Below are 24,543 nucleotides of genomic sequence, written 5' to 3' on the forward strand. Positions count from 1 at the left end.
AAAGTTAAGATATTAACAATTCTTGTTAAGAATGCTGAATAAGTGAAAGTCGTGATTAAAGGTTTGTATTTCTTGTAAATGTCTATTTATGAGGGATATTCTTTAAAATTTCTTTTAAAAATCGCCAAAATTTTTGGGTAGATGATATGCTCACTCTTTCATCTGGAGAATGTGCTCCACGGATGGTTGGTCCAAAAGAAACCATTTCCATGTTAGGGTAATGTTCTCCAATAATCCCACATTCTAATCCCGCATGACAAGCATTTACATGTGGTTTGGTTTTGAATAATTCTTGATAAATGTTTTCCATGGTTTGCAAAATACTTGCATTTGGGTTGGGTTGCCAACCAGGATAAGAACCATCTGTTTGAACCGTAAAATTTCCTAAGTTAAAAATGGCGGTTAATTTATTGGTTAAATCTTCTTTTTCACTTTCTATAGAAGAACGGGTTAAACAAGCAATAGTGATGTTTCCTTCCTCTACTTTTACAGAAGCCAAATTGTTTGAGGTTGCTACCAAATCGGTAATATTTGCATCCATAGTATAAACTCCGTTGTGACAAGCATACAAAGTTTGTAACAATATTGTTTGATCTATATGGTTTAATCCTTCTTTTTTACTATTGATTTCAGTTGAGGTAATAGTTAAATTCGGTTCTTTTATCAACCATTCTGTTTTGATGATTTTTGTAGTTTCTTCGAGTTGTAGTTTGAAAGATTCAATATTTTCAATAGCAATTACAACTTCTGCTTCACGCGGAATGGCATTTCTTAAATTTCCTCCTTGTAAAGAAATGATTTGAAAATCGATGTTTTTTTGAAGTTCAAACAATACTCTTGTTAATAATTTATTGGCGTTCCCTAAACCTTTAATAATATCCATTCCAGAATGTCCTCCTTTTAAACCATTCAATACGATTTTGTAAAAAGCATTGGTTGGTTTTGTTAGCGCAGGAACATAAGTTTTGGTCGCTGTAATGTCAATTCCACCGGCACAACCAATGGTAATTTCATCATCTTCCTCAGTATCTAAATTTAATAGAATGTCTCCCGAAATAAAACCAGGTTGTAATTCAAGAGCACCTGTCATTCCAGTTTCTTCATCAATGGTAAACAGCGCTTCTAATTCAGGATGTTCTATGGTTTGATCAGCTAAAATACTCATAATAGCTGCTACACCTAAACCATTGTCTGCTCCCAAAGTAGTGCCTTTGGCTTTAACCCAGTCACCGTCTACAAACATGTCAATTCCTTGAGTGTCAAAATCAAAAACAGTATCGTTGTTTTTTTGATGTACCATATCTAAATGCGATTGTAAAGTCACCTTTTTTCTGTTTTCATATCCAACAGTAGCAGGTTTTTTTATCAATACATTTAAGGCTTTGTCTTGAGTGGTTTCCAATCCTAAATTTTGTCCAAAAGCAACCATAAAATCAGAAATGGCTTGTTCTTTTTTTGAGGCTCTAGGAATGGCATTTATCAAATTAAAATGAGCCCAAATTTCTTTGGGCTCTATGTTTTCTAGTGGTTTATTCATTATATTTCTATGATTATTTCTGACAATGATTTTCTTACTTTCTTTTCTTTGGCCATAAAATCATCTTTGGCTCTAAAACCTACAGGCAATAAAAGTGCCGATTTTAAGTTTTTGTCTTTTAATTTTAAAACTTCATCAAATTTAGAAGGATTAAAACCTTCCATAGGACATGAATCAATTTTTTCTAAGGCACAAACGGTTAGTAAATTTCCTAAAGCGATGTAGGTTTGGTTGATGAATGCTTTGTGTTTTTCTAATTCTGATTTACTATTAAAATCGTTCATTAAAAAATCTCTAAAAGGTTTTAAAATTTCATCAGGAGTATTTCTTTCTTGCTTAACACGATTAAAATATTCTTCAACATTGGTTCCATCAAAAGTGTCAGGATAACAAATGACTAATAGGTGAGAAGCATCTATCACTTGTTTTTGGTTAAAAGCAAATGGCAATAATTCTTCTCTTATTTCTTTACTTTCTACAATGACCAAGCTCAAGGTTTGTAATCCGTAAGAGGTTGCGGTTAAATTAAAAGCTTCTTTAATGGTTTGTAGTTGCTGTTTTGATAACTTTTTAGTGTTGTCAAATTTTTTAGTTGCATATCGCCATTCTAGGCTTTCAATTATATTCATATTTCTCTTCTTAATTCTGATGGCAAAAATAAGGTATTTATTTTTTAACTTAACGTTCAAAACTTCAGATTCTAAAATGCTATGAAAGAGTCTTTTTTACATTTGGTTTGGCAACAACAGTTGTTAGACAATAAAAAGTTATGTACTACTAAAGGGGAAAATTTAAAAATCCATAAAACAGGATTTTTAAATATGCTACAAGGACCAGATTTTAATAATGGATTGATTGAAATTGACCATCAAAAATGGGCAGGAAATATAGAAATTCATGTAAAATCATCGGATTGGTATGCACATCAACATCAAAAAGATAAAAATTATCAAAACGTAATTTTACACGTGGTGTATGAACACGATGTAGAGATTTTTGATTTGCATAGTAATGAAATTCCGACTTTAGAGTTGAAAAATTTTATATCTGAAAAAGTGTTAAATAATTATGAAAAATTAATGAACAACACTCAACAATGGATTTTCTGTGAGCAAAGTATAAAAGAGGTAGATGTTTTTAAAATCAATAATTGGTTAGAGCGAATTTATGTAGAACGTTTGGAAAGAAAGGTGGAGGAAATTGAAAAGATTTATAAAAGGACTGACAACGATTGGGAAGCAACATTGTTTTTAACCATGGCAAAATATTTTGGAGGAAACTTAAACGGTCAGCTATTTTTAGAAGCTTTTTCTCAAGTTGATTTTTCTATCATTAGAAAACAAATGGTGAACAGAACTACCCATTCTTTTTTATATGGATTATTAGGCTTGCTAAAAGAAGAGGGAGTAGAAGATGCTTATTATCAAAATTTACAAAAGGAGTTTACTTATCAAAAACAAAAATATCAATTAGGGGATTTAAAAAAGTTTCAATTGCATTTTTATGGTTGTAGGCCTCAGAATTTTCCTACCATTAGATTGGCTCAATTGATTGGTTTTTACGAAGAGCATTCATCGGTTTTTAACAAAATTATAGCTTTAGGAAATAACATCGATAGCTATAAAGATTTGTTTAAAGTAAAGGTTAGTAATTATTGGCAGGAGCATTATCATTTTGATAAACCCTCTAAAAAATCACCCAAACAAATTAGCAAAGGTTTTGTTGATTTATTATTGATAAATGTAGTTGTACCTGTATTATTTTTATATCAAAAAAGTAAAGGAGAAGATTATGATGTTTTATTAGAGTTGATGTATGAGCTTTCTCCAGAAAAAAATAATATCATACAGAAATTTAATCAACATGGCGTTGAAACAACTTCAGCCTTACAAACACAAGCTTTATTAACGCTTAAAAAAGAATATTGCGATAAAGAGCGATGTGCAGAATGTACGGTTGGTATTGAATTGATGAAAAGTCAATAATCGTTTATCGACGTTCGGATATCGGTTAATACAATTTTGGAAACTTACTTGGATTTGCTTCGTGGAAAATAGCATATACTTTTTCAAAAATATCATCATGAGAAGGTTTTGAAAAATAATCTCCATCACTACCATAAGCAGGTCTGTGTTCTTGAGAAGAAATACAAATTGGTTTGCTATCTAAATATTGATAAGCATTTTGTTCATCGACCACCTTTTGTAAAATATAAGCAGAAGCTCCTCCAGGAACATCTTCATCAATAATTGCTAGGCGATTTGTTTTAGATATACTATATGAAATGTTGTGATCTAAATCAAAAGGCATCAAACTTTGTACATCTACCACTTCTGCATTAATTCCTACTTGAGCCAATTCTTTTTGAGCCACTTCCATGACTATTTTTAAAGTAGAACCATAAGAAACTAGCGTGATATCAGTTCCTTCTTTAATGGTTTCAGAATATCCAATAGGTGTGTAGTACTCTCCTAAATTGTTCGGTTTTTCTTCTTTTAAACGGTAACCATTTAAGTTTTCTATCACAATGGCAGGTTCATCAGTTTGTAATAATGTGTTGTAAAAACCAGCAGCTTTGGTCATGTTTCTAGGAACTAATAAATGCATACCTCGTAAACAGCTTAATATTAAAGCCATTGGAGAACCTGAATGCCAAATTCCTTCTAATCTATGTCCTCTTGTTCTTACAATTAATGGAGCGGTTTGTTTACCAAAAGTACGGTAACGCAAACAAGCCAAATCATCACTTAAGGTTTGAATGGCGTATAAAATATAATCCAAGTATTGAATTTCGGCAATAGGGCGTAAACCTCTTAAAGCCATTCCAATTCCTTGTCCCATTATGGTCGCTTCTCTAATTCCTGTATCAGCAACACGTAATTCGCCAAATTTATCCTGTAAGCTTTCTAATCCTTGATTTACATCTCCAATTTTACCAGCATCTTCTCCAAAAATAAATAGATTGTCATGCTTTTTTAATAAGGCATCAAAATTATCTCGAATGATAATTCTTGCATCTACAATTTCTTTTTCATCAGCATAAGTAGGAGTAACTTCTTGAATACTAGAGGCTCCTTTACCAAAATCATTTAATAATTTTGAGCTGTATTTTTCTTGGGCAATGGGTAAGTTTTTTTGTAACCATTTTTGTAAAATAGTTTTGCTAGGAATATTTTCTTCACGAATATAGCTTAAGACTTTTCTAGCTGTTCCATAAATATCTTTACGGTGAATTTCGGCCAAATCTTGTAAATCGTGTTTTAATTTTAAGATAAAGTTTTTATTGATGCTTTCTTCGCAAACTTTATTTAAAATTACCAATAATTTTTCTTGTTCCTCTTTTAAAGGTTTTATAAAAGCTTGCCATGCAGCTCTTTTCGCAGCAGAAACTTCTTGTTTTGCTCTTTTTTCAATAGCAATTAGCTCTTCTTCACTTTCTACAAATTTTAATACGCTGTCTTCGGTAGATAGATCGAAATCTAAAATCCATTCACGCATTTTTTTGTTGCAGTCAAAATCTTTTTCCCATTGTAAACGTTCTTCACTTTTGTAGCGTTCATGAGAACCAGAAGTAGAATGTCCTTGTGGTTGAGTAACTTCAGAAACATGAATCATGACTGGAACGTGCTCTTCTCTTGCAATTTGAGAAGCTTTTGTATAAGCATCAATTAAGCTAGAGTAATCCCAACCTTTTACGTTAAAAATTTCTATTCCTTTGGTTTCCTCATCTCTTTGAAAACCTTTTAAAACTTCTGAAATATTTTCTTTAGTAGTATGATGTTTTTGATGAACTGAAATTCCATATTCATCATCCCATATACTTGCTACCATTGGAATTTGTAACACTCCTGCAGCGTTGATGGCTTCAAAAAAGTGACCTTCACTGGTACTTGCGTTACCAATGGTTCCCCAAGCAACTTCATTTCCGTTTTTACTAAACTTCTCGTATCCTTTTTGTACAGAAGCTTCTTGTCTATATAATTTAGAAGCATAGGCCAGACCAACTAACCGAGGCATTTGAGCAGCAGTACAAGAAACGTCTGAAGCGGTGTTGTATTGTTGTGTTAAGTTTTTCCACTCTCCATTTTCGTCTAAACTATGTGAAGCAAAATGACCTCCCATTTGTCTACCTGCCGCAAAAGGTTCGTGTTTAATATCTGTATGTGCATATAAACCAGCAAAGAATTGTTGAGGAGTTAATTCTCCTAAAGCTAGCATAAAGGTTTGGTCACGATAATAACCAGAACGCCAATCTCCTTTTTCAAAGGCTTTGGCCATAGCTATTTGTGGTAATTCTTTACCATCTCCAAAAATTCCAAATTTAGCTTTTCCTGTTAAAACTTCTTTTCTACCGAGTAAACTACATTCGCGACTAAGGACGGCGATGTAATAATCATTTAAAATTTCCTCCCTAAATTGATTGAACGTAAGTTCTTGCTCGTTTTTTGAATCAACAGTAATAGACATATTTTTATAGCTGTTTATAGAGGGTAAAGTTACGTATTTCTACTGGTATATTAAAGTTAAAGGAAAAGATACCTTATGATGTTTTTAAAACAACTGCTGTTTAAAAAATTTAATTAGTGGTTGGGCTTTTAAAGTAACTGTAAATCTGATGTTTTTAAAGTACTGGCCATCTTTGGTAACTAAACCTTCTTTGTTGTAAATAGGCAAGTAAAACTCTAAAATATCTGGAACAAAGTTTAATCTAATTCCTCCTTCATAATCAAAAAAGGCAGCTTCTGTTTTACTTTTTGATAAAGAAATATTATTAAAAGCTTCTACCCATCTAACAATTCCGATACTAGTATTGATACTAGTTAACCATTGGTTAGAAAAACCAGGTTCATTTTGAGTAATAAATCCACCACCTGCTTTCACGTATTGTTGCGTTAAAAAACCCGTAGTTTCAGATCTACCCAAATAAGGCAATTCAAACAAGTAATCATTTGCGGTGTGTTGGTTAAAACTAAAATAATCTGAAGTTGAGGCATTTCTTAAAAAGATACCTCCAAAAAATCTAAATTCAACAGGACGTTTTTTATTGGTTAAGTGTCTGTATCTAAAATCAGTTGTTAGTTTAGAAAACTTAGTGGCTATTTCTGTACTGATGTTTAATTTATAATCATTAATAAGTTGATTTTCTCTATAGTCGTAAGCAACTTTAAATAATTGATATTTATCCTCATCTGTTTGTACCACACCCTGTTCTACTTCTTTATTAATTCCTAAAAAACGAGCAGTAATCTTATTGGTTCCAATAGCTCGCATATTTGGTTGCTTAAAAGCGATGGAGAAATATGGAGAAATAACATTGTAGTTAAGGTCTTTAGTGTAGTGATAATTACTACCACTCATTCCTAGACTAACATCAAAAATATTAGTTTTCTCAGGGAACACAGTGTAGGAAAAATCGAATCCACCAGTTAAAGTTCCACTGGCAGTACTATAGGTGGGTTTAAGTTTATATTCAAAATTCTTGTGAATAAAAGCCTTGTTTTGAATTCCAACTCCCACAATAACCCCATCATATAAGTTGTAAGCAAACTCTGGATTTAAAAACACTTGGTGTGCATTTGGATCATTTAAATCTTTCAGTAATTTAATCTTTAATGGACGTTCAAATAATTTAGGCTTGGCATTTTTCCAATTATTACGATTGTTTATTTCAGGGTAATCATTTTCGTAATTTAAAATGACCTTGTCTAGACTGTCGTTTTTAATGGTTATTTTTTTAGTGTTAGTAAATCCATCAGTCCATGTTTTACTTTTAATCTCATTGTTTTTTAAACCGTAAATGGCCACAGGAGTCTTAATAGTTCTTCTGTTTTTTAGAGTGATGTAAACGCTATCTTTTTTAAATATTGCCTTGTTTATTTTGTGGTCTATTTTTTTGTTAGAGTTCACCCATTCTTCCATAAACCAAGAAAGGTCTTTCTGACTGTTTTTTTGTAAGATATCCATTAAATCATTCGGATCACTAGTTTTATTGAGGTTTTGATTGATGTATTCCTTAATTGAATTTTGTAATATTTTTTTTCCAATATATCTTTCTAAGAAAACAAAACTCAACCCTGCTTTATAAGGGGTGATGACTTTTTTATTATAATTTGATAATTCTTTTAAAGGAGTATCTAAACTTTGATCTAAATTTTCTCTGGCTGTAATTTGATGTACAATAGAAAATTTATCGGTGAATTTACTTTTGGCAATGTTCATGGATCCAAGTCCCCAAATTTTTGATAAACGTCCCATAAGTTTTGAATCAGGGTAGTTTTTTTCGATGTACTGAATAAACAAATAAACTTCCAAGCCCTCTGTAAAACAGTAATATTTGTATTTGTTATTTAAGATCATCTGATCAACATATTCCGAGCTTAACGTTTTAAAAAACTTAATTTCCCATTTAAACTGTTCTTGATAAGGATGTAATATTTTAGGTAAATATTTTAATTCGTAAATAGGATTTTGATTATAGGTTTCTCTTTCAACAAGAATTTGTTTGTGAGGAAGTTGACCTAAATGATCTTCTAAAAAAGTCATCATCTGTTGTATTTTTTCTTCCTGAACGGTGGTGTCAAAATCTTCTGAAATTAAATCAGTAACAATATTGGTTTTACCTGTGTTTATTTTTAAATAAGACTTTAAAAAAGTAATACTAATGTTGGCTTTTACAAAGTTTTTACCCGTTAGTTTGTAGTTTAAAAAATCACTTCCAATTGTTTTTTCTTGATGAAAAGCACTGTGAACTTGAAATCCAATAGGAACCTTAAAATAGATGTTAAAATCGGTAGGGGTGTTGTATTGGTAATTTAAATTGTTGTGAGAATCTAACACCCATGCGTCTTCATAAGGAGCTGGAGAAATATACCAGTCTTGTAAATAATAATCCATTCCTTTTTTTCCACTACCTGTAAATTTAGCATCTGGAATTTTAATGACATATTTTATAGAAATTGTAACACTGCTATTTGGTAGCAATGAATTTTTAAGATTTATATAAATTAAATCTTTTTGATGACGTGGGGAATGGTAAGTAAGGTTTTTGTTTTTTGATTTGATGCTATTAATTTGTGAATAACCTCTGTCTTCTTCTTTTGAAAAATAAAAGTCAGTTTTATAATCTTCTAGCAATCTTTTGGCTAAAGGAGTTTCACTATCTTTATAACTATTCGCCCAGTTTCTTAGTACAATTTCATGCAAAGTGTCTTTGCTTGTATTGAAGTATTTTATTTCTTGGGTGATGTTTAAAATGTTTTTTTCCGCAAACAATTGAGCATTTATAGTTATTTGGTTGTTTTGACTATAAATGCTGAATCCTGTAAATAAAAATATGATGCGAAAAAATATCTTCAACATTAAAAGTTCGGTTTTAAATGATATTTTTCGTAGAATTTGTTTAAGTGTTCAACTGCTTCATCAGCAGTATCTACCAATCTAAATAAGTTTAAATCTTCGGGGCTAATCGTTTTGTAATCCTCTAACAAACGTTCTTTAATCCAATCTAATAAACCACTCCAATAAGAAGTTCCTACCAATACAATTGGGAAACGACCAATTTTTTTTGTCTGAATTAAAGTAATGGCTTCAAACAATTCGTCTAAAGTTCCAAAGCCTCCTGGCATTACAATAAAACCTTGAGAGTATTTTACGAACATTACTTTTCTGGCAAAAAAGTAATCAAAATACAAACTCTTGTCTTTGTCTATCCAAGGATTGTTGTGTTGTTCAAAAGGCAAATCGATATTTAAACCTACAGAAATACCATTTCCTTTTTTAGCTCCTTTGTTACCAGCTTCCATAATTCCTGGTCCACCACCAGTAATAATTCCAAATCCACTTTTGGTTAATTTAAAGGCAATTTCTTCGGCTAGTAAATAATTTTTATCGTTCGATTTTGTTCTTGCGGATCCAAAAATAGTAACACAAGGTCCTATTTTTCCAAGTTTTTCGTATCCCTCAACAAACTCAGACATTATTTTAAAAACAGCCCAAGAATCATTGGTTTTTATATGGTTCCAATCTTTTTGTTCAAACTTTTCGTAAATTTTGTCTTCTTCGTTTCCTTTATCTGTCATCTATGTAAAATCTTTTGTAAATAATAACTCATGTTAAGATACAAAAAATAGAACATGAGTTATAGTTCTTTCTTCAAGAATCGAGCCGTATAACTTTTTTTATTTTGAGCTACTTCTTCTGGGGTTCCGGTGCAAATTATTTTACCACCACCTTTACCACCTTCAGGACCGATATCAATAATATAATCTGCTAGTTTTATCACATCCATATTGTGTTCAATCACCAAAACAGAATTTCCTTTATCAACTAATTTCTGAATCACATTCATTAATACTCTAATGTCTTCAAAATGCAATCCTGTGGTAGGTTCATCTAAAATATAAAAGGTATTTCCAGTGTCTCTTTTTGATAGTTCGGCCGCTAATTTAATTCGTTGTGCTTCTCCACCAGACAAAGTAGTAGATTGTTGTCCAAGCGTAATATATCCCAAACCAACATCTTTGATGGTTTTTATTTTTCTATTGATTTTAGGAATGTGTTCAAAAAAAGTAACAGCTTCATTAATCGTCATTTCTAAAATATCAGAAATGGATTTTCCTTTGTAACGAATTTCCAACGTTTCACGGTTAAAACGTTTTCCTTGGCAAGTTTCACATTCTACATGTACATCAGGTAAAAAGTTCATCTCTATCACTCGCATTCCACCACCTTCACAAGTTTCACATCTACCACCACTTACATTAAAAGAAAAACGTCCAGGTTTATAACCACGAATCATGGCTTCTGGAGTTTTGGCAAATAAGCTTCTGATTTCATCAAACGTTTTGGTGTAGGTTGCGGGGTTAGAACGTGGGGTTCTACCAATAGGAGATTGATCAATATCGATGATTTTATCAATATGTTCTAATCCTTCTATGCTTTTATAAGGTTGAGGTTTTTTAACTCCATTGTAAATATGTGCGTTTAAAATAGGGTAGAGCGTTCCGTTAATTAAAGTAGATTTTCCACTACCAGAAACTCCTGTGACACAAATCAATTTCCCCAAAGGAAAATGAGCGGTTACATTTTTTAAGTTGTTTCCTGTAGCACCTTTCAATACCAATTCTTTTCCGTTTCCTTCTCTACGTTTTTTAGGAACTTCAATGGTTTTTCTTCCAGTTAAATAATCGGCAGTAAGAGTTTCTACTTTAGAGAATAAATCATAAGAACCTTGACTTACAATTTCTCCTCCATGAATTCCTGCTCCAGGACCAATATCGATAACGTGATCTGCACGTTCCATAATGTCTTTATCGTGTTCTACTACTAAAACAGAATTTCCAACATCTCTTAATTGTTCTAAAGAGTTGATAAGTTTTTCGTTATCACGTTGATGTAATCCAATACTAGGTTCATCTAAAATATAAAGGACTCCAACCAATTGAGATCCAATTTGGGTGGCCAATCGAATACGTTGTGCTTCTCCTCCCGATAATGATTTTGAGGTTCTGTTTAGTGTTAAATAATCTAGACCAACATCCAATAAAAACTGAATTCTTGTTCTGATTTCTTTGGTGATTTCTGCTCCAATGGTTTTTTGCTTGTTGCTTAATTTGGCATCAATAGTATCAAACCAATGAGCCAATTCTTTAATATCCATAGAAGTTAACACTCCTAAATCGTACCCATCAATTTTAAAATAAAGTGATTCTTTGCGCAAACGACTTCCATTACATTCACTACAAATTACATCATTCATAAAATCTTTTGCCCAACGTTGTATGCTTTTAGAGTCGGTATTTTTGTGTTGACTTTCTATAAAAGAAACAATTCCTTCAAAATCTATCTCGTAACTTTTAGTTACTCCTGCAACTTTGGCCTTTACTTGTATAAATTCTTTACCACCATTTAAAATAATATTCATGGCAGTTTCTGGAATTTTAGCAATAGGATCCTCTAAGCTAAATTGATAGGCATTGGCAATGGTTTGCAACTGCTTAAAAATCCAGGTGTTTTTTTGAGTTCCTAAAGGAATAATTCCTCCATCTTTGATAGAAATACCATCATCTGGAATTACTTTTTTTAGTTCAATTTCTGCCACATGCCCTAGTCCATTACATTTAGGACAAGCTCCTTTTGGCGAGTTGAAAGAAAAAGAGTTGGGTTCTGGCAAAGGATAGGAAATACCAGTGGTTGGACACATTAAAGCTCTACTAAAATAACGAGCATTTTTTTCGTTAAATTTCATTACCATTAAAACGCCATCACCAGCATACATGGCAGTTTTAATGGTTTCTTCTAAGCGTTTTTCTTGCTCAGCATTGATGACCAAACGATCGATGACAATTTCAATATCATGTGTTTTGTATCGATCTACTTTCATGCCTTTGGTAATTTCCAGAATTTCTCCATCTACACGAACTTTGGTAAATCCTTGCTTGGCAATTTGCTCAAACAATTCACGATAATGTCCTTTTCTAGATTTTACTACGGGAGCTAAAATCAGCGTTTTTTCACCATCAAAATCTTGTAAAATTAATTCTTTGATTTGCTCATCAGAATAACTCACCATTTTTTCATTGGTGTTGTAAGAATAAGCATCGGCTACACGAGCATATAACAAGCGTAAAAAATCGTAAATTTCTGTAATGGTTCCTACGGTAGAACGTGGACTTTTATTGGTGGTTTTTTGCTCAATGGCAATCACAGGAGATAATCCATCAATTTTATCAACATCGGGTCTTTCTAAACCACCCAAAAACTGACGGGCATAAGCAGAAAATGTTTCTATGTATCTACGTTGTCCTTCGGCATAAATGGTGTCAAAAGCCAAAGATGATTTTCCGCTTCCGCTTAAACCAGTAATTACAACCAGTTTGTCTCTTGGAATTTTAACATCAATGTTTTTTAAATTGTGAGCTCTAGCTCCTAAAACTTCTATGTACTCGTTTGTTGCCATATGTTTTTTGCAAAAGCACGAAGTTAAGATTTTTTACTGCGATTTGGGAGTGGATGAAGTTGTTTGTTTTAACTGAGAATGTTTCTAAATGTTAAATTAATTCTGGGAGATTTTACCAAAGTAGTGGCGGGTAATTTATGTAACCAATGGGTTTGGGTGTCTCCTTTCATGATTAACAAACTTCCTTTTTCTAAGACCAAAGAAACGGTTTGTTTGGTGGTTTTGTGCTTAAAAGAAAATTTTCTATCAGCACCAAAACTAATAGAGGCAATAACAGGTTGGTTGCCTAATGCTTTTTCATCATCGGAATGCCAACCCATATTTTCGTTTCCGTTGTGATATAAATTTAACAAACAAGCATTAAAAGAAATGCCACATTTTTTCTCTGCTAGTTTTTTAAGATTTAAAAGCTCTTTTGTCCATGGCAAAGCTTGTTTTGTGGTGTTAGAATATCCGTATAAAAAATTGGAATCACCATACAATGCAACTTTTCTGTCGGTAACAATATGTTTACCAAACATGATGGCTTCATCGTTTTTCCATTCAATATTATCTAATAAAATTTGATAATATTTTTGTGCAGTTGCCAAATTGACCATATTAGGATAGTAATATACTTCTCCATCAAAAGGTAAAAGGTTGGTTGGATTGGGGTTGAATAAATCCATTTACAATTCTGTTTTTGCAGCTTCCCAACCAATGATAGAAGTTTTTCTAGTAGCTCCCCACATATAATTTCCAAAAACTCCCGTAGATTTAATCACTCTGTGACAAGGAATTAAAAAAGCAATGGGATTATTCCCAATAGCTGTTCCTACTGCTCTGCTGGCTTTTGGTAGTTGAATTTGCTGAGCAATATCTCCGTAAGTACTCAACTTTCCTAAAGGAATTTTTAACAAGGCTTCCCAAACTTTTAATTGAAAATCGGTGCCTTTAATATGTAGTTGTAAAGATGTTTTATTGGTTAGTGGGTTTTGAAAAATATCTACAGCTTGATTTTGCAATAGGTGTTTTTCGTTTTTATAAGTTGCATTTGGATATCTGTTTTTTAAATATTGAATATCGTTCTCCAAATCATCAATAAAAGAAATATGACAAATACCTTTATCTGTATTGGCAATTAAAATAGTTCCAAAAATGCTTGAGTAGTCTTGATAATAAATAGTTAAGTTTTTTCCTTGATTTTTATATTCTCCGGGAGTCATTCCCTCAATTTTAATAAATAAATCATGGAGTCTTCCCGTGCCAGATAAACCTGTTTCTATGGCGGTATTAAATAGGGTTTGTTCTGGTGTTTTTAATAAGTTTTTTGCGTGTTGAATGTTTAAGTATTGCAAAAACTTTTTAGGGCTAACTCCTGCCCATTGCGTAAACATTTTTTGAAAATAGTGCGGACTTAGGTTTACCGCTACAGCGATGGTTTCTAAACTAGGTTGCTCGTTTTTATGTTGCTCAATAAAGGCAATGACTTTTTCTATAATTTGATAATTGCTGTTGTTTTCCATTGATGTTGTATTGAGTCTCTACAAATGTAAGTTTCCTGAAGGATATGTAAAACCCGATTCTTGTTCTCGATATAATTTTATTTCGTTTCACCTCATAAAATCACTCGAACTGACAAGGTTCTCGATACGCTAACGCTACTCGACCTGACATTTTTATTCCATGTTTAAGATATGAAGAGGCCACTTCGAGTTGAGTTTGTCGGAGCAAAGAGGAGACAAACGAAGTGTCGAGAAGTGTTTTGTTGTTGGGCTTTTATTACTTTTAGAAATTCACTTGAACAGAGAAAGTTCTAGATACGCTAACGTTACTCGAACTGACAATGGGATGTTGATGTCACTTCGAGTTGAGTTTGTCGGAGCAAAGAGGAGACAAACGAAGTATCGAGAAGTTATTTTTTATGAGGAAATTTCTTTTTTGCCAAATTAGGAAGTTTATCAAATTCATTATTAATCAATGCTTCTTTTTTAGCTTTCGACCATTTTTTGATTTGTTTTTCCTTTGCTATGGCAACTTCTACATTGGTGAATGTACAATAATAGACTAATTGTACAGGTAATCTTCTTGAAGTGTAACTGTTAAAGTTTTTTCCACTTTGATGTTCTTCAATTCTTCTGTTTAAATGGTTTGTGATACCTGTGTAATAAGTGTTATCTGAGCAGTGTAGTATATAAACAAAGTAAATCATAGAGATTGTAATTAACTGATTTTTTTTGATAGTTGTTCTCGATACAATTTTTTCGTTCCTCAAAAATCACTCGAACTGACAGGGTTTTTGATACAACTTTCTTTTATTATATTTCGGAAATTTACTCGAACTGATATTTTTGTGTCATATTTAAATTTCCATAATTAAAGATATGATTATGTCACTTCGAGTTGAGTTTGTCGGAGCAAAGAGGAGACAAACGAAGTATCGAGAAGTTTTTCTGACAAGGTTAATTCGTAACAGGTTAAAATGCTGTTTTTTTTTGATGTGATTAACAAAAATAAAAAGATGAAACTTTAGGGGTTTCATCTTTTGGGAATATTTTGTTTTAATACTTCTTCTACGGACTCATAAAGCATTTGCTTTAAATCATCATCCATTTGGTTTTGAAGGGCAAACTTATGATTTATTTCTAGTTCAATTCCAGCATATTTTTCTGGGAATTCTTTTCTAAGCGTTTTGGTAAATCCATCACTTACTCCTTTGTAAGGATAGTTAAAACGAACATTTAACTGAGGAGCTCTTTTTTTTAGTTCAATCTTTAATTGTTTGGCAATGTTTTTTTCTAATTCTTTAGCAGGATCATATAAAATACCAATATCACATTTACGAGTGACTCCTTTAAAAACAGGAGTAAACGTATGAATGGATAAATGAAACACACTTTTATTACAATCTAAAATGTTTTCTATTTGTTGAGTGATTTTACTTCTGTAAATTACGTAGTACTGTTTTATTAAAACTTGTTTTTGCTCTTTATTTAAAGATTTTGTGCATTCTGAAAACAAAGCAGGGTGATGTAAAGATCTGTTTAGTTCTATTAACAAACGACTGATTTCATTGCTTTTATAATAAGTTGCAAGTGGACGTAAAAATTTAAACAAATCTAAAGCACCAGGATCATAACCTTTATGCGTTTTTAAAACTGTTTCATGTTTTTGAAACAGTTTGTCGTAGGCTAAAGGAATTTGATTTCCTCCGTGTTCACAAGAAAGAATTAATTTCATGCTTTAAATATCGAATAAAATATTGGATTGTAAACAATCAGCTAATTTTTTATAAACCATTGTAATGTTTTCAGGAGAAATATCATCACCCAAAGCTTTTTCAATTCGGGTTGACAAGGTTCCTTTTGATAAAATAATTTCTATGGCTTCTCTGTAATGAGGAGCAATATTGTTTTTAACATGTTCATATAAGTGTTTCCAAACATCGTTCACCAAACAATGATCTCCTAAACCTAATTCTTCTAAATAACCAAAGTTGGTAATTTCATAATTCTCTCCTTCTTTGATAATTTTATTTAGAATGCCAGCCAACTCATTTTGATGCCAATCTTTTTGTGATGTTAAAGAGGTAAAAGGATGGTATACCAATAATTTTAAAACTTCAATCACCAATACAGCTATGGCAATATCTGCTTTTGGGCATTCTTGAATATCAATCACTCTAATTTCAATCGCATTTCTATCAAACCTAGCAATGGCACCTCTTGAGTTTACAAAATGATAATCTAAAATTCCATCCTCGTTATATGGTGCTATGGCTTTTTGAATAGGTAAATAAATTCCAGTTTCGTAGGCTGCTTTACTAAAAGCTTGTTCTGGAACTACTTTACCCGCAATGACAGGTATTTCTTTTTGATTGGTTTTATAACTTTCTAGTCTACTATCTTTAAAACCAGTAATTTTTCCGTCTAAAATAGGGGAACTAGCACACAATCCTGGAAGTATAGGTAATAAAATACGAATGGCAGCATGTAGTTTTTCAAATTCTTCATCGTTTGCAAAAGGCAAGTTGATGTGCATACTTTGTAAGTTGCTCCATCCGTGACCTCTACAATCAAAAATTTTGTTGTACAATTCGTAAATTTCGTTAGAACCGTGTTCCCAAAGTTTGGTTTCCTCAAAAGGATTCATCAATGGGTGACAAGCAGTTCCTAACAATTCACTATCAAAAGGTTTTAATAGTTTGTTGATTTCTAAAATGTTTTGATGAAATGCATCAGCCAAACCATTCAATTCATCTGTAGGACCATTGGTTTTAATTTCTATTACATGAGCAACCAACTCGTTACTCCAGGCAATGGCTCCGTTTTCAATATCATCAATTAAAACGCCATTTTTAGCAGTTAAAACCTCTGCTACTTTTGGATTTACTTTAAAAGTTGAATTGTTAATTAACATGTATTCTAGCTCAATACCGAATACTTCAAATAAATGATACATAGCACTCATTTTATTCTAAGCGATTTTTAAGGGCAGTTAAAATTTTTGTGTATACCAAATCACCATAATATTCATCTTCTACACCCACATCAATGTTTGGGTTGTCGTTAATTTCTATCACCATAGGTTCATTGTTTATGACTTTGATGTCTATTCCATACAATCCTTTTCCCATCAACTTGGCAGATTTAATAGCCATGTTAATTACTTTTTTAGGAACTTTTTCTATAGGTAAACACTCAGACAATCCGTCTTGTTCTTTTTTCTTTTTGGCACTCCAGTTATAAATTTGCCAGTGACCTTTGGCCATGTAATATTTACATGCATAAAAAGGTTCTCCATCAATAATTCCTATTCGCCAATCATAATCCGAAGGGCAAAATTCTTGAGCAATAATTAAGTCTGATTCTTTTAGCATATCACCCACCATGGTATTATATTCCTCTTTAGAAGTGGCTTTTTTAACACCGAAAGAAAAAGTAGAATCAGGAGCTTTTAACACGCAAGGAAAACCAATACTATCTATTACTTTTTCTTTGTTATCGCTGTGAATAATGGCTGTTTTAGGAGTACTGATATTGGCGTTTTGTAAGGCTTCTGCCATGTACACTTTGTTACAGCATTTTAAAATCGCATCAGGATAATCTACAATGGCAATAGATTCTTGTTGTGCTTTGCGGGCAAACATATAAGCTTCGTTATTCACCTCGGTACTTTGTCTAATAAACAAAGCATCAAAAGAAGTGAGTTTGGACAAGTCTTTAGGCTGAATAATTTCAGTATAAATATGCATTTTCTCAGCAATGTCCATAAATTTTTTAATGGCTTTGGCATTGCTAGGAGGTGCAGGGTCGTTAGGATTTATCAGAATAGCCAAGTCAAAATCGTATTTGGTTAATTTAGGTTTGTCATAACGTTTTTTAGAAAAATATTGATTGGCAAAAACTTGTACATCTTCCATGTGTTCCAAAGGAATTTCTGCTTCGGAAATAGGTTTAATACTTTGTACCTGCCATTTGTTGTTAAAAACAAAGTTGACACGTACAAATGGAATTTGAAAATGCTTGTAGAACAAACTACTCAACTCCTTGTACTTTTGAGCCACGTTTTGACCAAAGTAAATACTTAAGGTAAATTCTCTAGACTTAATGTTTTTTAAACTTTGTTGGATAACATTATCGAATTCATCAGATAAAATCCTAACAATTTTCAGGGTTTTTAAATCTACTAAGTTTTTAACAGTTGGCGATACCAAATGGCCGCGAGCCTCCGCTAATAAAGAAACATAGTATCCTTTAGATTGATAGCTGTAGTCTTTACAAAGGTTGAATATTCTTGCTTTTTTAAGCAAAGCATAATCTGGGTTGGTAAGGTATTCTTGTGGAGAAATCACAAAAATTGTGTCAATCGAAAAATTCCATTTCTCAGGTTGGTTTACAACAATATACTTGTTCATTTAAGGGTGTTCATCTTGCTTTAATTTTAAGATAAATGTATATTAAAAAACAATACGATTTTAGAAAAAGCATTAGAAGATTAAAAAAATATTCAGTTGTTTTTTAGACTGTTATAATTTCATTGTCAAACCAATACGCTTGTTCTCTAAGTCTAGTTGAATGATTTTAACTGTTACAATTTGGTTTAAATGCAAAACATCATTTGGGGAGTTGATAAATTGATTGGTGATTTGAGAAATATGTACCAAACCATTTTCTTTGATTCCTAAATCTATAAAAGCTCCAAAATTGGTAATGTTGCTAACTTGTCCTTGTAAGATCATTCCGTCATATAAGTCATTAATAGTTGTAATGTTTTGACTAAACTCTAGTTGATCTTCTTGTTTTCTTGGATCAATGTTCGGTTTTGCCAGTTCGTTTAGTAAATCGCTTAAAGTAAGCTTTCCTATTTGTTCTTGTAAGTTGAGGTTGTTACTTAAAGATAAAATGTCTTTGTTACCAATCAAATCACCTATAGATAATTTTTGTTGTTTGGCAATTTGAGTAACTACGTTGTATTGTTCTGGATGTATTCCTGTATTGTCTAAAGGTTGTTTTCCTTGAACTCTTAAAAACCCTGCACATTGTTCAAAAGCTTTATCTCCCAAACGAGGCACTTTTTTAAGTTCGTTTAAACTGTTAAACTGTCCGTTTTTTGCTCTGTATTCTACAATGTTTTTTGCCAAACTAGGACCAATTCCAGCAATGTATTGTAATAGGTATTTACTAGCGGTATTTAATTGTACGCCAATTTTATTTACACATTTTTCTACTACGTGATCTAATTCAGTTTTTAAAAGTGTTTGGTCAACATCATGTTGATATTGTCCCACACCAATAGACTTAGGTTCTATTTTAACCAACTCGGCCAAAGGATCCATTAATCTACGACCGATGCTTACCGCTCCACGAACAGTAATATCGTGGTTAGGGAATTCTTCTCTCCCAATTTCTGAGGCAGAGTAAATAGAAGCTCCGTTTTCATTTACCAAATAAATAGCAATGTCTTTAGCAAGGTTTATAGATTTTATAAAGGTTTCAGTTTCTCTTCCTGCTGTTCCATTCCCAATAGCAATGGCTTCTATTTTGTGTTTATTTAGTAATTGTAATACTTTATCTATGCTTTTGCTATGCTGTTTTTGTGGTGGATGTGGATAAATAATAGTGTCTTCTAATAAATCTCCTTGCTTGTTTAAGCAAACTACTTTACAGCCTGTTTTAAAACCAGGATCTATGGATAAAACATTCTTTTTTCCAATGGGAGCTGCCAATAATAATTGTTCTAAATTTTTAGAAAAAACCTGAATAGCTTCTACATCTGCTTTTAATTTTAGCTCGTTTAGTAATTCTTTTTCTAAAGAGGGTTTTAAGTTTTTTCCATAAGTGTTGGCAATGGCTTGTTTTACAATTTCAGCGCTTTGGTTTTTACTTTTGATAAAATTGCGTTCTAACAACTCAATAGCGGTTTGTTTGTCTATGCTAATTCCAGAACTTAAAAGTCCTTCGTTGGTTCCTCTTAAAATGGCTAAAATTCTGTGCGAGGGTAGTCTGGTTGCTTTTTGTTCAAAATCAAAATAAGTTTTGTATATCTGGGCTTCTTGTTCTTTTCCTTTTTTTATTTTACTCTTTAAAACTCCTTCTCTGTTAAACAATCTCCTTAGTTGATTTTTAGTATAAGTATGTTCGGTAATCCATTCACTAATAATATCAATAGCACCGTTAATGGCATCAGTTTCATTTTTGATGTTGTTTTTGATAAAAGGTTGAATGTTGATATGATCACTTTTTTGCGACATGATGATTTTTGCCAAACCTTCCAAACCGTTTTCCTTAGCCACACTGGCTTTGGTTTTACGCTTGCTTTTATAAGGGGCAAATAAATCTTCTAACTGTTTTTTATCCCAACAACTTTCAATGTTGTTAATTAGTAGAGGATTGTCAACTTTTAATTCTTTAATGGTTTCTAAAACATATTCTTTTCTTTTAACCAATTCTTCAATAGCAGTGGCTTCTTTCTGAATTTTAAAAATCTCATGATCTTCCAATCCACCTGTTTGATCTTTTCTATAACGTGCAATAAAAGGAACAGTGGCTCCTTCATTCAATAAATTTAGAACTGTTTGAATTTTGTTCTGAGCTAATTGGGTATTGTTTGCTATTTGTAAAGATAAGATGGCTTGACTCACAAGTTAAATATTTTAAAAGGGAACTGTAAATATAATAGTAGAGGGTGAATTGTTTGTATAATTTTAACAATAAATCTTCTTTTTTAATTACAAATAAAAAGAAGATGAAAAAATACATGTTTTAAGTCATATAAAGTTATGTTGTTACTTAGTTATTATAAGTAGTAACATTTTGTTAACTTGCGCTATATTGATAAAAAGAAATGAGTTTGATAAATGATATTCGACATTTTTTTGAAAAACATGGTTTTGATGTTTCTTCAAGGTTGGCTGATCGTATGGGAATAAGAACGGCCAATGTACGATTGTTCTTTGTGTATATATCATTTGTAACCTTTGGTTTTTCGTTTGCTATTTATTTAACCTTGGCTTTCCTATTAAGGTTAAAGGATATGATAAGGACTAAAAGGACATCTGTATTTGATTTATAAAAACCCTATGCTAAGCAAGATTTATAAAGGTTTAATTTTATTTGCCATTGTTCTGCTTATTGGGACTCTGGGATATTATTTAGCGTTTGACTATTCTTGGTTAGATGCTTTTTTTATGACCATTATTACTACATCAACAGTAGGTTTTGGAGAAGTAAAACCCTTAGATGATTCAGGTAAATTATTTACTATTTTATTAATATTTATGAGTATTGGGGTTTACGGATATTTGGTTACTGTAATCTCAGATTTTTTTTCAAACAATGTACTTATGGAAGCTTTTCGTGTAAAAAAAGAATTAAAAGAAATTGCCAAATTAGAAGGACACACCATTATTTGTGGTTTTGGAAGAAATGGAAGACAGGCTTATGAAAAATTAAAAAGATTTAATAAAACTTGTGTTGTTATTGAGCAAAGTGAGTCTTTTATAGAAAATCCTATGTATCAAGATGTACAGTTTGTAAAGGGAGATGCAACCAATGATGATGCACTTAGAAATGCAGGGATAGAAAAAGCCTCGAGTTTGGTAACCGCTTTGCCTTCGGATGCAAATAATTTATATGTGGTATTGTCTTCTAGACAAATTAACGAAAGGTTAAATATTGTAAGTAGAGCAAATGATGAAAATGCGACTAAGAAATTAAAAATTGCAGGAGCCAATCATGTCATTATGCCCGATAAACTCGGAGGAGACCATATGGCTTCTCTTTTGGTAACTCCCGATTTGGTAGAGTTTGTCAATAGAATTAATATGGAAGGAGATTCTAATGCCAATTTAGAAGAAATTGGTGTGGATGAATTACCAGAAGAATATTTAATGAAATCCATTCAGGATTTAGACGTTCGCAGAAATTCAGGATGCAACGTCATTGGCTTTATTACCCAAGAAGATGAATATATTGTAAATCCTTCTTCTCAAATGATTTTAAAGCCAAAGTGTAGATTAATCGTCTTAGGAAGACCTGAACAAATTAAAAAATTTAAAGAAATTTATGAGTAAAGCTATTAGAAAAACAATTCAAAAAGTATTAGGGGTGCTGCTGTTAATGTTTCCAGCGATGTCTTTTGCCTCCATAGATCAAATTATAGAGGAAAAGTTTCAGCCCATTTCTCATGTAGTTACACAAATAGTGTTTTACCCTGTAACTATTGGTCCTAAACAGGTTCCTATAGTTTTAATTATACTGTTAGGGGGGGCTTTCTTTTTTACACTGTATTTTAAATTTGCTAACATTCGTCTTTTAAAAGTAGCCATCAAAGCTACCAAAGGAGATTATGATGAAATAGATCATACCTTTGAAGAAGATGATGATATTGAAACCATTAAAGAAGTTGCAGATGCTGATAAACAAAGAAAAACAACTCCAGTTATTGGTGTTGTAACCCATTTTCAGGCATTAACGGCGGCACTTTCAGCAACAGTTGGTTTGGGAAATATTGCAGGGGTTGCTGTAGCCATTGCCTTAGGAGGGCCTGGGGCTATTGTATGGATGATACTAGCTGGTTTTCTAGGGATGTCTACCAAGTTGGTAGAGGCTACTTTGGGAGTAAAGTATAGAGAAGTAAGTCCAGAAGGTAATATTTATGGAGGACCTATGTATTATTTAAGACAAGGTCTAAAAGAAAAGAATATGGCTCGTTTAGGAAAGGTATTGGCAACCATGTATGCTATTTTTGTGGTTGGTGGTTCTTTTGGAGGCGGAAACATGTTTCAAGCCAATCAGGCAACAGCCCAGTTCATGTCTTTAACAGGGATGAAATCAGGATTTATTTTTGGTTTGATCTTAGCAGCACTTGTAGGGGTTGTGATTATTGGAGGGATTAAAAGAATTGGAAAAGTAACAGAAAGAATTGTTCCTTTTATGGGAATCTTATTTGTGGGAGCCTCTCTTGTTATTATCTTTAAGAATTTTGATATGATTCCAAATGCAGCCATTCAGATTTGGCAAGGAGCTTTTGGAGGAAATGCAATGATGGGAGGATTTGTTGGAGTGATGATTGTTGGTTTTCAACGTGCAGCTTTTTCTAATGAAGCCGGAGTAGGATCTGCTTCTATTGCCCACGCAGCAGTAAAGACTAAATTTCCTGCAAGTGAGGGAATTGTAGCAAGTATAGGGCCTTTTGTTGATACTGTTATTATATGTAGTATGACAGCCTTGGTAATTGTGATTACTAATTTAAAATATGATTTATTTAGGTATGCAAACTTAGATGGTAGTAATGTAATTATGAACGGAACTGGTGAAAAGTTAGGTGGAGTAGATTTAACTTCAGCCGCTTTCGATTCTTCAATTCCTCATTTCTCAGTAGTTTTAACAATTGCAGTTATTTTATTTGCCTTTTCAACTATGTTGTCTTGGTCATATTATGGGATTCAAGGATGGAGTTACTTATTTGGAAAAGGAAAAGTTGCAGATATTACATATAAAGTGTTATTTTTATTTGTGATTGTTGTTGGAGCTTCGTCTTCTTTAAACTCAGTTGTAGAATTTTCGGATTCTATGATTTTTGCCATGGTTTTTCCAAACATTATTGGTTTGATATTGTTGGCTCCAAAAGTTAGGCAAGAGATAAAACGTTATTTAACAGCTATCAAATATCAAGTAGAAGAATAACTATGTAAATATTTCCTGTTATGAAATTTAAGATGTCCCATTTTGTTTACTCCAAGAGTCAGCGAAATGGGATTTTCTTTTTGATTTTTATCGCTATTGTGTTTCAATGTGTTTTGTTATTTTGTAGCAACTCCCAGCAATCGTCTTTTACAGTTTCTCCAGTATCTAAAAAATTACAATCTCAATTAGATAGTGTTTTATTGATTAATGAAACAAAGAGATTAAAAATCTTTCCTTTCAATCCCAATTATTTGTCAGATTACAAAGCATACCAATTAGGAATGTCTGTAGATGAAATAGATCGATTGATGACTTTTAGAAGTTCTGGGAAATATATCAATTCCTCAAAAGATTTTCAAGAGGTAACCCAAGTCTCAGATTCTTTACTCAACATCATTGCTCCTTATTTTAAATTTCCAGATTGGGTATCTAAGAAGACTTCTGCATCAATGAATATTAAAAAAACAAAAATCATTGTTAAAGATATCAATACAGCTACTCTAGAGGAGTTGATAAAGGTAAAAGGGATTGGTGAGAAAAGAGCTAGTAGCATTATTAAGTATCGAAGTTTGTTAGGAGGTTATACTTATAATGAGCAACTCAAAGAAGTTTGGGGAATTCCACCTGATGTTTTAAAACAGATACAAAAAGAATTTCAGGTATTGTCAATACCTAAGATTGACAAAATTAATATCAATACAGCTAGTGAGAATCAGCTTTCTAAAATTGTTTATATTAATTCTAAACTAGCAAAATCAATCATCGCATATAGAAAAGAAGTAGCTGAAATACAGAACTTAGCTGAGTTAAAAATAATAAGAGATTTTCCTAAGGATAAATTTAACTTAATAAGCTTATATTTGCACGCTTACTAAAAAAAC

At 32.2% G+C, this 24,543-nt stretch carries 18 protein-coding genes; 5 read left to right on the forward strand and 13 right to left on the reverse strand.

The features are described 5' to 3' along the window. Window positions 1-82: 82 nt before the first annotated feature. Both QVZ41_RS05280 and QVZ41_RS05285 read right to left on the reverse strand, forming a co-directional pair. Window positions 83-1,537: an aminoacyl-histidine dipeptidase gene (locus QVZ41_RS05280; protein ID WP_302883519.1), complete on the reverse strand. Its 1,455-nt coding sequence runs from the start codon at window positions 1,535-1,537 to the stop codon at window positions 83-85. Continuing rightward, a complete protein-coding gene (locus QVZ41_RS05285) occupies window positions 1,537-2,166 on the reverse strand; it encodes an NAD(P)H-dependent oxidoreductase (protein WP_302883520.1) in 630 nt (209 codons plus the stop codon). The genes QVZ41_RS05280 and QVZ41_RS05285 overlap by 1 nt, the downstream gene beginning before the upstream one ends. Window positions 2,167-2,247: 81 nt before the next feature. Between QVZ41_RS05285 and QVZ41_RS05290 the strand changes: the two genes are divergently transcribed. Further along, complete coding sequence (locus QVZ41_RS05290; protein ID WP_302883521.1) at window positions 2,248-3,522, forward strand: DUF2851 family protein; 1,275 nt, start codon at window positions 2,248-2,250, stop codon at window positions 3,520-3,522. A gap of 25 nt (window positions 3,523-3,547) precedes the next feature. On the opposite strand, the gene QVZ41_RS05295 is transcribed toward QVZ41_RS05290, so the two are convergent. The 11 genes from QVZ41_RS05295 to QVZ41_RS05345 form a co-directional block, all read right to left on the reverse strand. Next, complete coding sequence (locus tag QVZ41_RS05295; RefSeq protein WP_302883522.1) at window positions 3,548-6,004, reverse strand: alpha-ketoacid dehydrogenase subunit alpha/beta; 2,457 nt, start codon at window positions 6,002-6,004, stop codon at window positions 3,548-3,550. A gap of 84 nt (window positions 6,005-6,088) precedes the next feature. Beyond that, entirely contained in the window at window positions 6,089-8,896 is a 2,808-nt protein-coding gene (locus QVZ41_RS05300; RefSeq protein WP_302883523.1) for a M1 family aminopeptidase, read from the reverse strand. Further along, window positions 8,896-9,615, reverse strand: coding sequence for an LOG family protein (locus QVZ41_RS05305; RefSeq protein WP_302883524.1), 720 nt, complete (start codon window positions 9,613-9,615; stop codon window positions 8,896-8,898). Before QVZ41_RS05305 ends, QVZ41_RS05300 begins: the two co-directional genes overlap by 1 nt. A gap of 59 nt (window positions 9,616-9,674) precedes the next feature. Next, the gene (uvrA, locus tag QVZ41_RS05310; RefSeq protein WP_302883525.1) at window positions 9,675-12,494 is read right to left on the reverse strand and encodes an excinuclease ABC subunit UvrA; all 2,820 of its coding nucleotides are present in this window, start codon (window positions 12,492-12,494) and stop codon (window positions 9,675-9,677) included. Window positions 12,495-12,562: 68 nt separating this feature from the next. Further along, window positions 12,563-13,162, reverse strand: a complete 600-nt coding sequence (locus QVZ41_RS05315) for an alpha-ketoglutarate-dependent dioxygenase AlkB family protein (RefSeq protein WP_302883526.1) — start codon at window positions 13,160-13,162, stop codon at window positions 12,563-12,565. After that, the gene (locus tag QVZ41_RS05320) at window positions 13,163-13,999 is read right to left on the reverse strand and encodes a bifunctional helix-turn-helix domain-containing protein/methylated-DNA--[protein]-cysteine S-methyltransferase (RefSeq protein ID WP_302883527.1); all 837 of its coding nucleotides are present in this window, start codon (window positions 13,997-13,999) and stop codon (window positions 13,163-13,165) included. A gap of 389 nt (window positions 14,000-14,388) precedes the next feature. Continuing rightward, the gene (locus QVZ41_RS05325) at window positions 14,389-14,685 is read right to left on the reverse strand and encodes a GIY-YIG nuclease family protein (RefSeq protein WP_302883528.1); all 297 of its coding nucleotides are present in this window, start codon (window positions 14,683-14,685) and stop codon (window positions 14,389-14,391) included. Between the two features lie 326 nt (window positions 14,686-15,011). Beyond that, a complete protein-coding gene (locus tag QVZ41_RS05330; protein WP_302883529.1) occupies window positions 15,012-15,713 on the reverse strand; it encodes an N-formylglutamate amidohydrolase in 702 nt (233 codons plus the stop codon). A 3-nt stretch (window positions 15,714-15,716) separates the two neighbouring features. Then, window positions 15,717-16,943 (reverse strand): carboxylate-amine ligase, encoded by a 1,227-nt coding sequence (locus QVZ41_RS05335; protein WP_302883530.1) that lies wholly within the window; start codon window positions 16,941-16,943, stop codon window positions 15,717-15,719. A gap of 1 nt (window position 16,944) precedes the next feature. Then, window positions 16,945-18,390, reverse strand: a complete 1,446-nt coding sequence (locus tag QVZ41_RS05340; RefSeq protein ID WP_302883531.1) for a RimK family protein — start codon at window positions 18,388-18,390, stop codon at window positions 16,945-16,947. A gap of 111 nt (window positions 18,391-18,501) precedes the next feature. Continuing rightward, the gene (locus tag QVZ41_RS05345) at window positions 18,502-20,616 is read right to left on the reverse strand and encodes a Tex family protein (protein WP_302883532.1); all 2,115 of its coding nucleotides are present in this window, start codon (window positions 20,614-20,616) and stop codon (window positions 18,502-18,504) included. Between the two features lie 203 nt (window positions 20,617-20,819). Between QVZ41_RS05345 and QVZ41_RS05350 the strand changes: the two genes are divergently transcribed. Genes QVZ41_RS05350 through QVZ41_RS05365 form a run of 4 tightly spaced genes read left to right on the forward strand, consistent with a single transcriptional unit; the run spans window position 20,820 to window position 24,537 of the window. Then, the gene (locus tag QVZ41_RS05350; RefSeq protein WP_302883533.1) at window positions 20,820-21,047 is read left to right on the forward strand and encodes a PspC domain-containing protein; all 228 of its coding nucleotides are present in this window, start codon (window positions 20,820-20,822) and stop codon (window positions 21,045-21,047) included. Between the two features lie 7 nt (window positions 21,048-21,054). After that, complete coding sequence (locus QVZ41_RS05355) at window positions 21,055-22,047, forward strand: potassium channel family protein (protein WP_302883534.1); 993 nt, start codon at window positions 21,055-21,057, stop codon at window positions 22,045-22,047. Next, on the forward strand, window positions 22,040-23,662 hold the full coding sequence (locus QVZ41_RS05360; protein ID WP_302883535.1) for an alanine/glycine:cation symporter family protein: 1,623 nt from the start codon (window positions 22,040-22,042) through the stop codon (window positions 23,660-23,662). Before QVZ41_RS05355 ends, QVZ41_RS05360 begins: the two co-directional genes overlap by 8 nt. A gap of 20 nt (window positions 23,663-23,682) precedes the next feature. Beyond that, complete coding sequence (locus QVZ41_RS05365) at window positions 23,683-24,537, forward strand: ComEA family DNA-binding protein (RefSeq protein WP_302883536.1); 855 nt, start codon at window positions 23,683-23,685, stop codon at window positions 24,535-24,537. Window positions 24,538-24,543: the final 6 nt, after the last annotated feature.

Source organism: Wenyingzhuangia gilva (genome assembly GCF_030519655.1).
Lineage (GTDB): Bacteria > Bacteroidota > Bacteroidia > Flavobacteriales > Flavobacteriaceae > Wenyingzhuangia > Wenyingzhuangia gilva.

Excerpts from the sequence above, each read along its gene's own strand:
- QVZ41_RS05280 (WP_302883519.1), bottom strand. The coding sequence starts at position 1,537 with ATGAATAAACCACTAGAAAACATAGAGCCCAAAGAAATTTGGGCTCAT.
- QVZ41_RS05285 (WP_302883520.1), bottom strand. The coding sequence starts at position 2,166 with ATGAATATAATTGAAAGCCTAGAATGGCGATATGCAACTAAAAAATTT.
- QVZ41_RS05290 (WP_302883521.1), top strand. The coding sequence starts at position 2,248 with ATGAAAGAGTCTTTTTTACATTTGGTTTGGCAACAACAGTTGTTAGAC.
- QVZ41_RS05295 (WP_302883522.1), bottom strand. The coding sequence starts at position 6,004 with ATGTCTATTACTGTTGATTCAAAAAACGAGCAAGAACTTACGTTCAAT.
- QVZ41_RS05300 (WP_302883523.1), bottom strand. The coding sequence starts at position 8,896 with ATGTTGAAGATATTTTTTCGCATCATATTTTTATTTACAGGATTCAGC.
- QVZ41_RS05305 (WP_302883524.1), bottom strand. The coding sequence starts at position 9,615 with ATGACAGATAAAGGAAACGAAGAAGACAAAATTTACGAAAAGTTTGAA.
- uvrA (WP_302883525.1), bottom strand. The coding sequence starts at position 12,494 with ATGGCAACAAACGAGTACATAGAAGTTTTAGGAGCTAGAGCTCACAAT.
- QVZ41_RS05315 (WP_302883526.1), bottom strand. The coding sequence starts at position 13,162 with ATGGATTTATTCAACCCCAATCCAACCAACCTTTTACCTTTTGATGGA.
- QVZ41_RS05320 (WP_302883527.1), bottom strand. The coding sequence starts at position 13,999 with ATGGAAAACAACAGCAATTATCAAATTATAGAAAAAGTCATTGCCTTT.
- QVZ41_RS05325 (WP_302883528.1), bottom strand. The coding sequence starts at position 14,685 with ATGATTTACTTTGTTTATATACTACACTGCTCAGATAACACTTATTAC.
- QVZ41_RS05330 (WP_302883529.1), bottom strand. The coding sequence starts at position 15,713 with ATGAAATTAATTCTTTCTTGTGAACACGGAGGAAATCAAATTCCTTTA.
- QVZ41_RS05335 (WP_302883530.1), bottom strand. The coding sequence starts at position 16,943 with ATGAGTGCTATGTATCATTTATTTGAAGTATTCGGTATTGAGCTAGAA.
- QVZ41_RS05340 (WP_302883531.1), bottom strand. The coding sequence starts at position 18,390 with ATGAACAAGTATATTGTTGTAAACCAACCTGAGAAATGGAATTTTTCG.
- QVZ41_RS05350 (WP_302883533.1), top strand. The coding sequence starts at position 20,820 with ATGAGTTTGATAAATGATATTCGACATTTTTTTGAAAAACATGGTTTT.
- QVZ41_RS05355 (WP_302883534.1), top strand. The coding sequence starts at position 21,055 with ATGCTAAGCAAGATTTATAAAGGTTTAATTTTATTTGCCATTGTTCTG.
- QVZ41_RS05360 (WP_302883535.1), top strand. The coding sequence starts at position 22,040 with ATGAGTAAAGCTATTAGAAAAACAATTCAAAAAGTATTAGGGGTGCTG.
- QVZ41_RS05365 (WP_302883536.1), top strand. The coding sequence starts at position 23,683 with ATGAAATTTAAGATGTCCCATTTTGTTTACTCCAAGAGTCAGCGAAAT.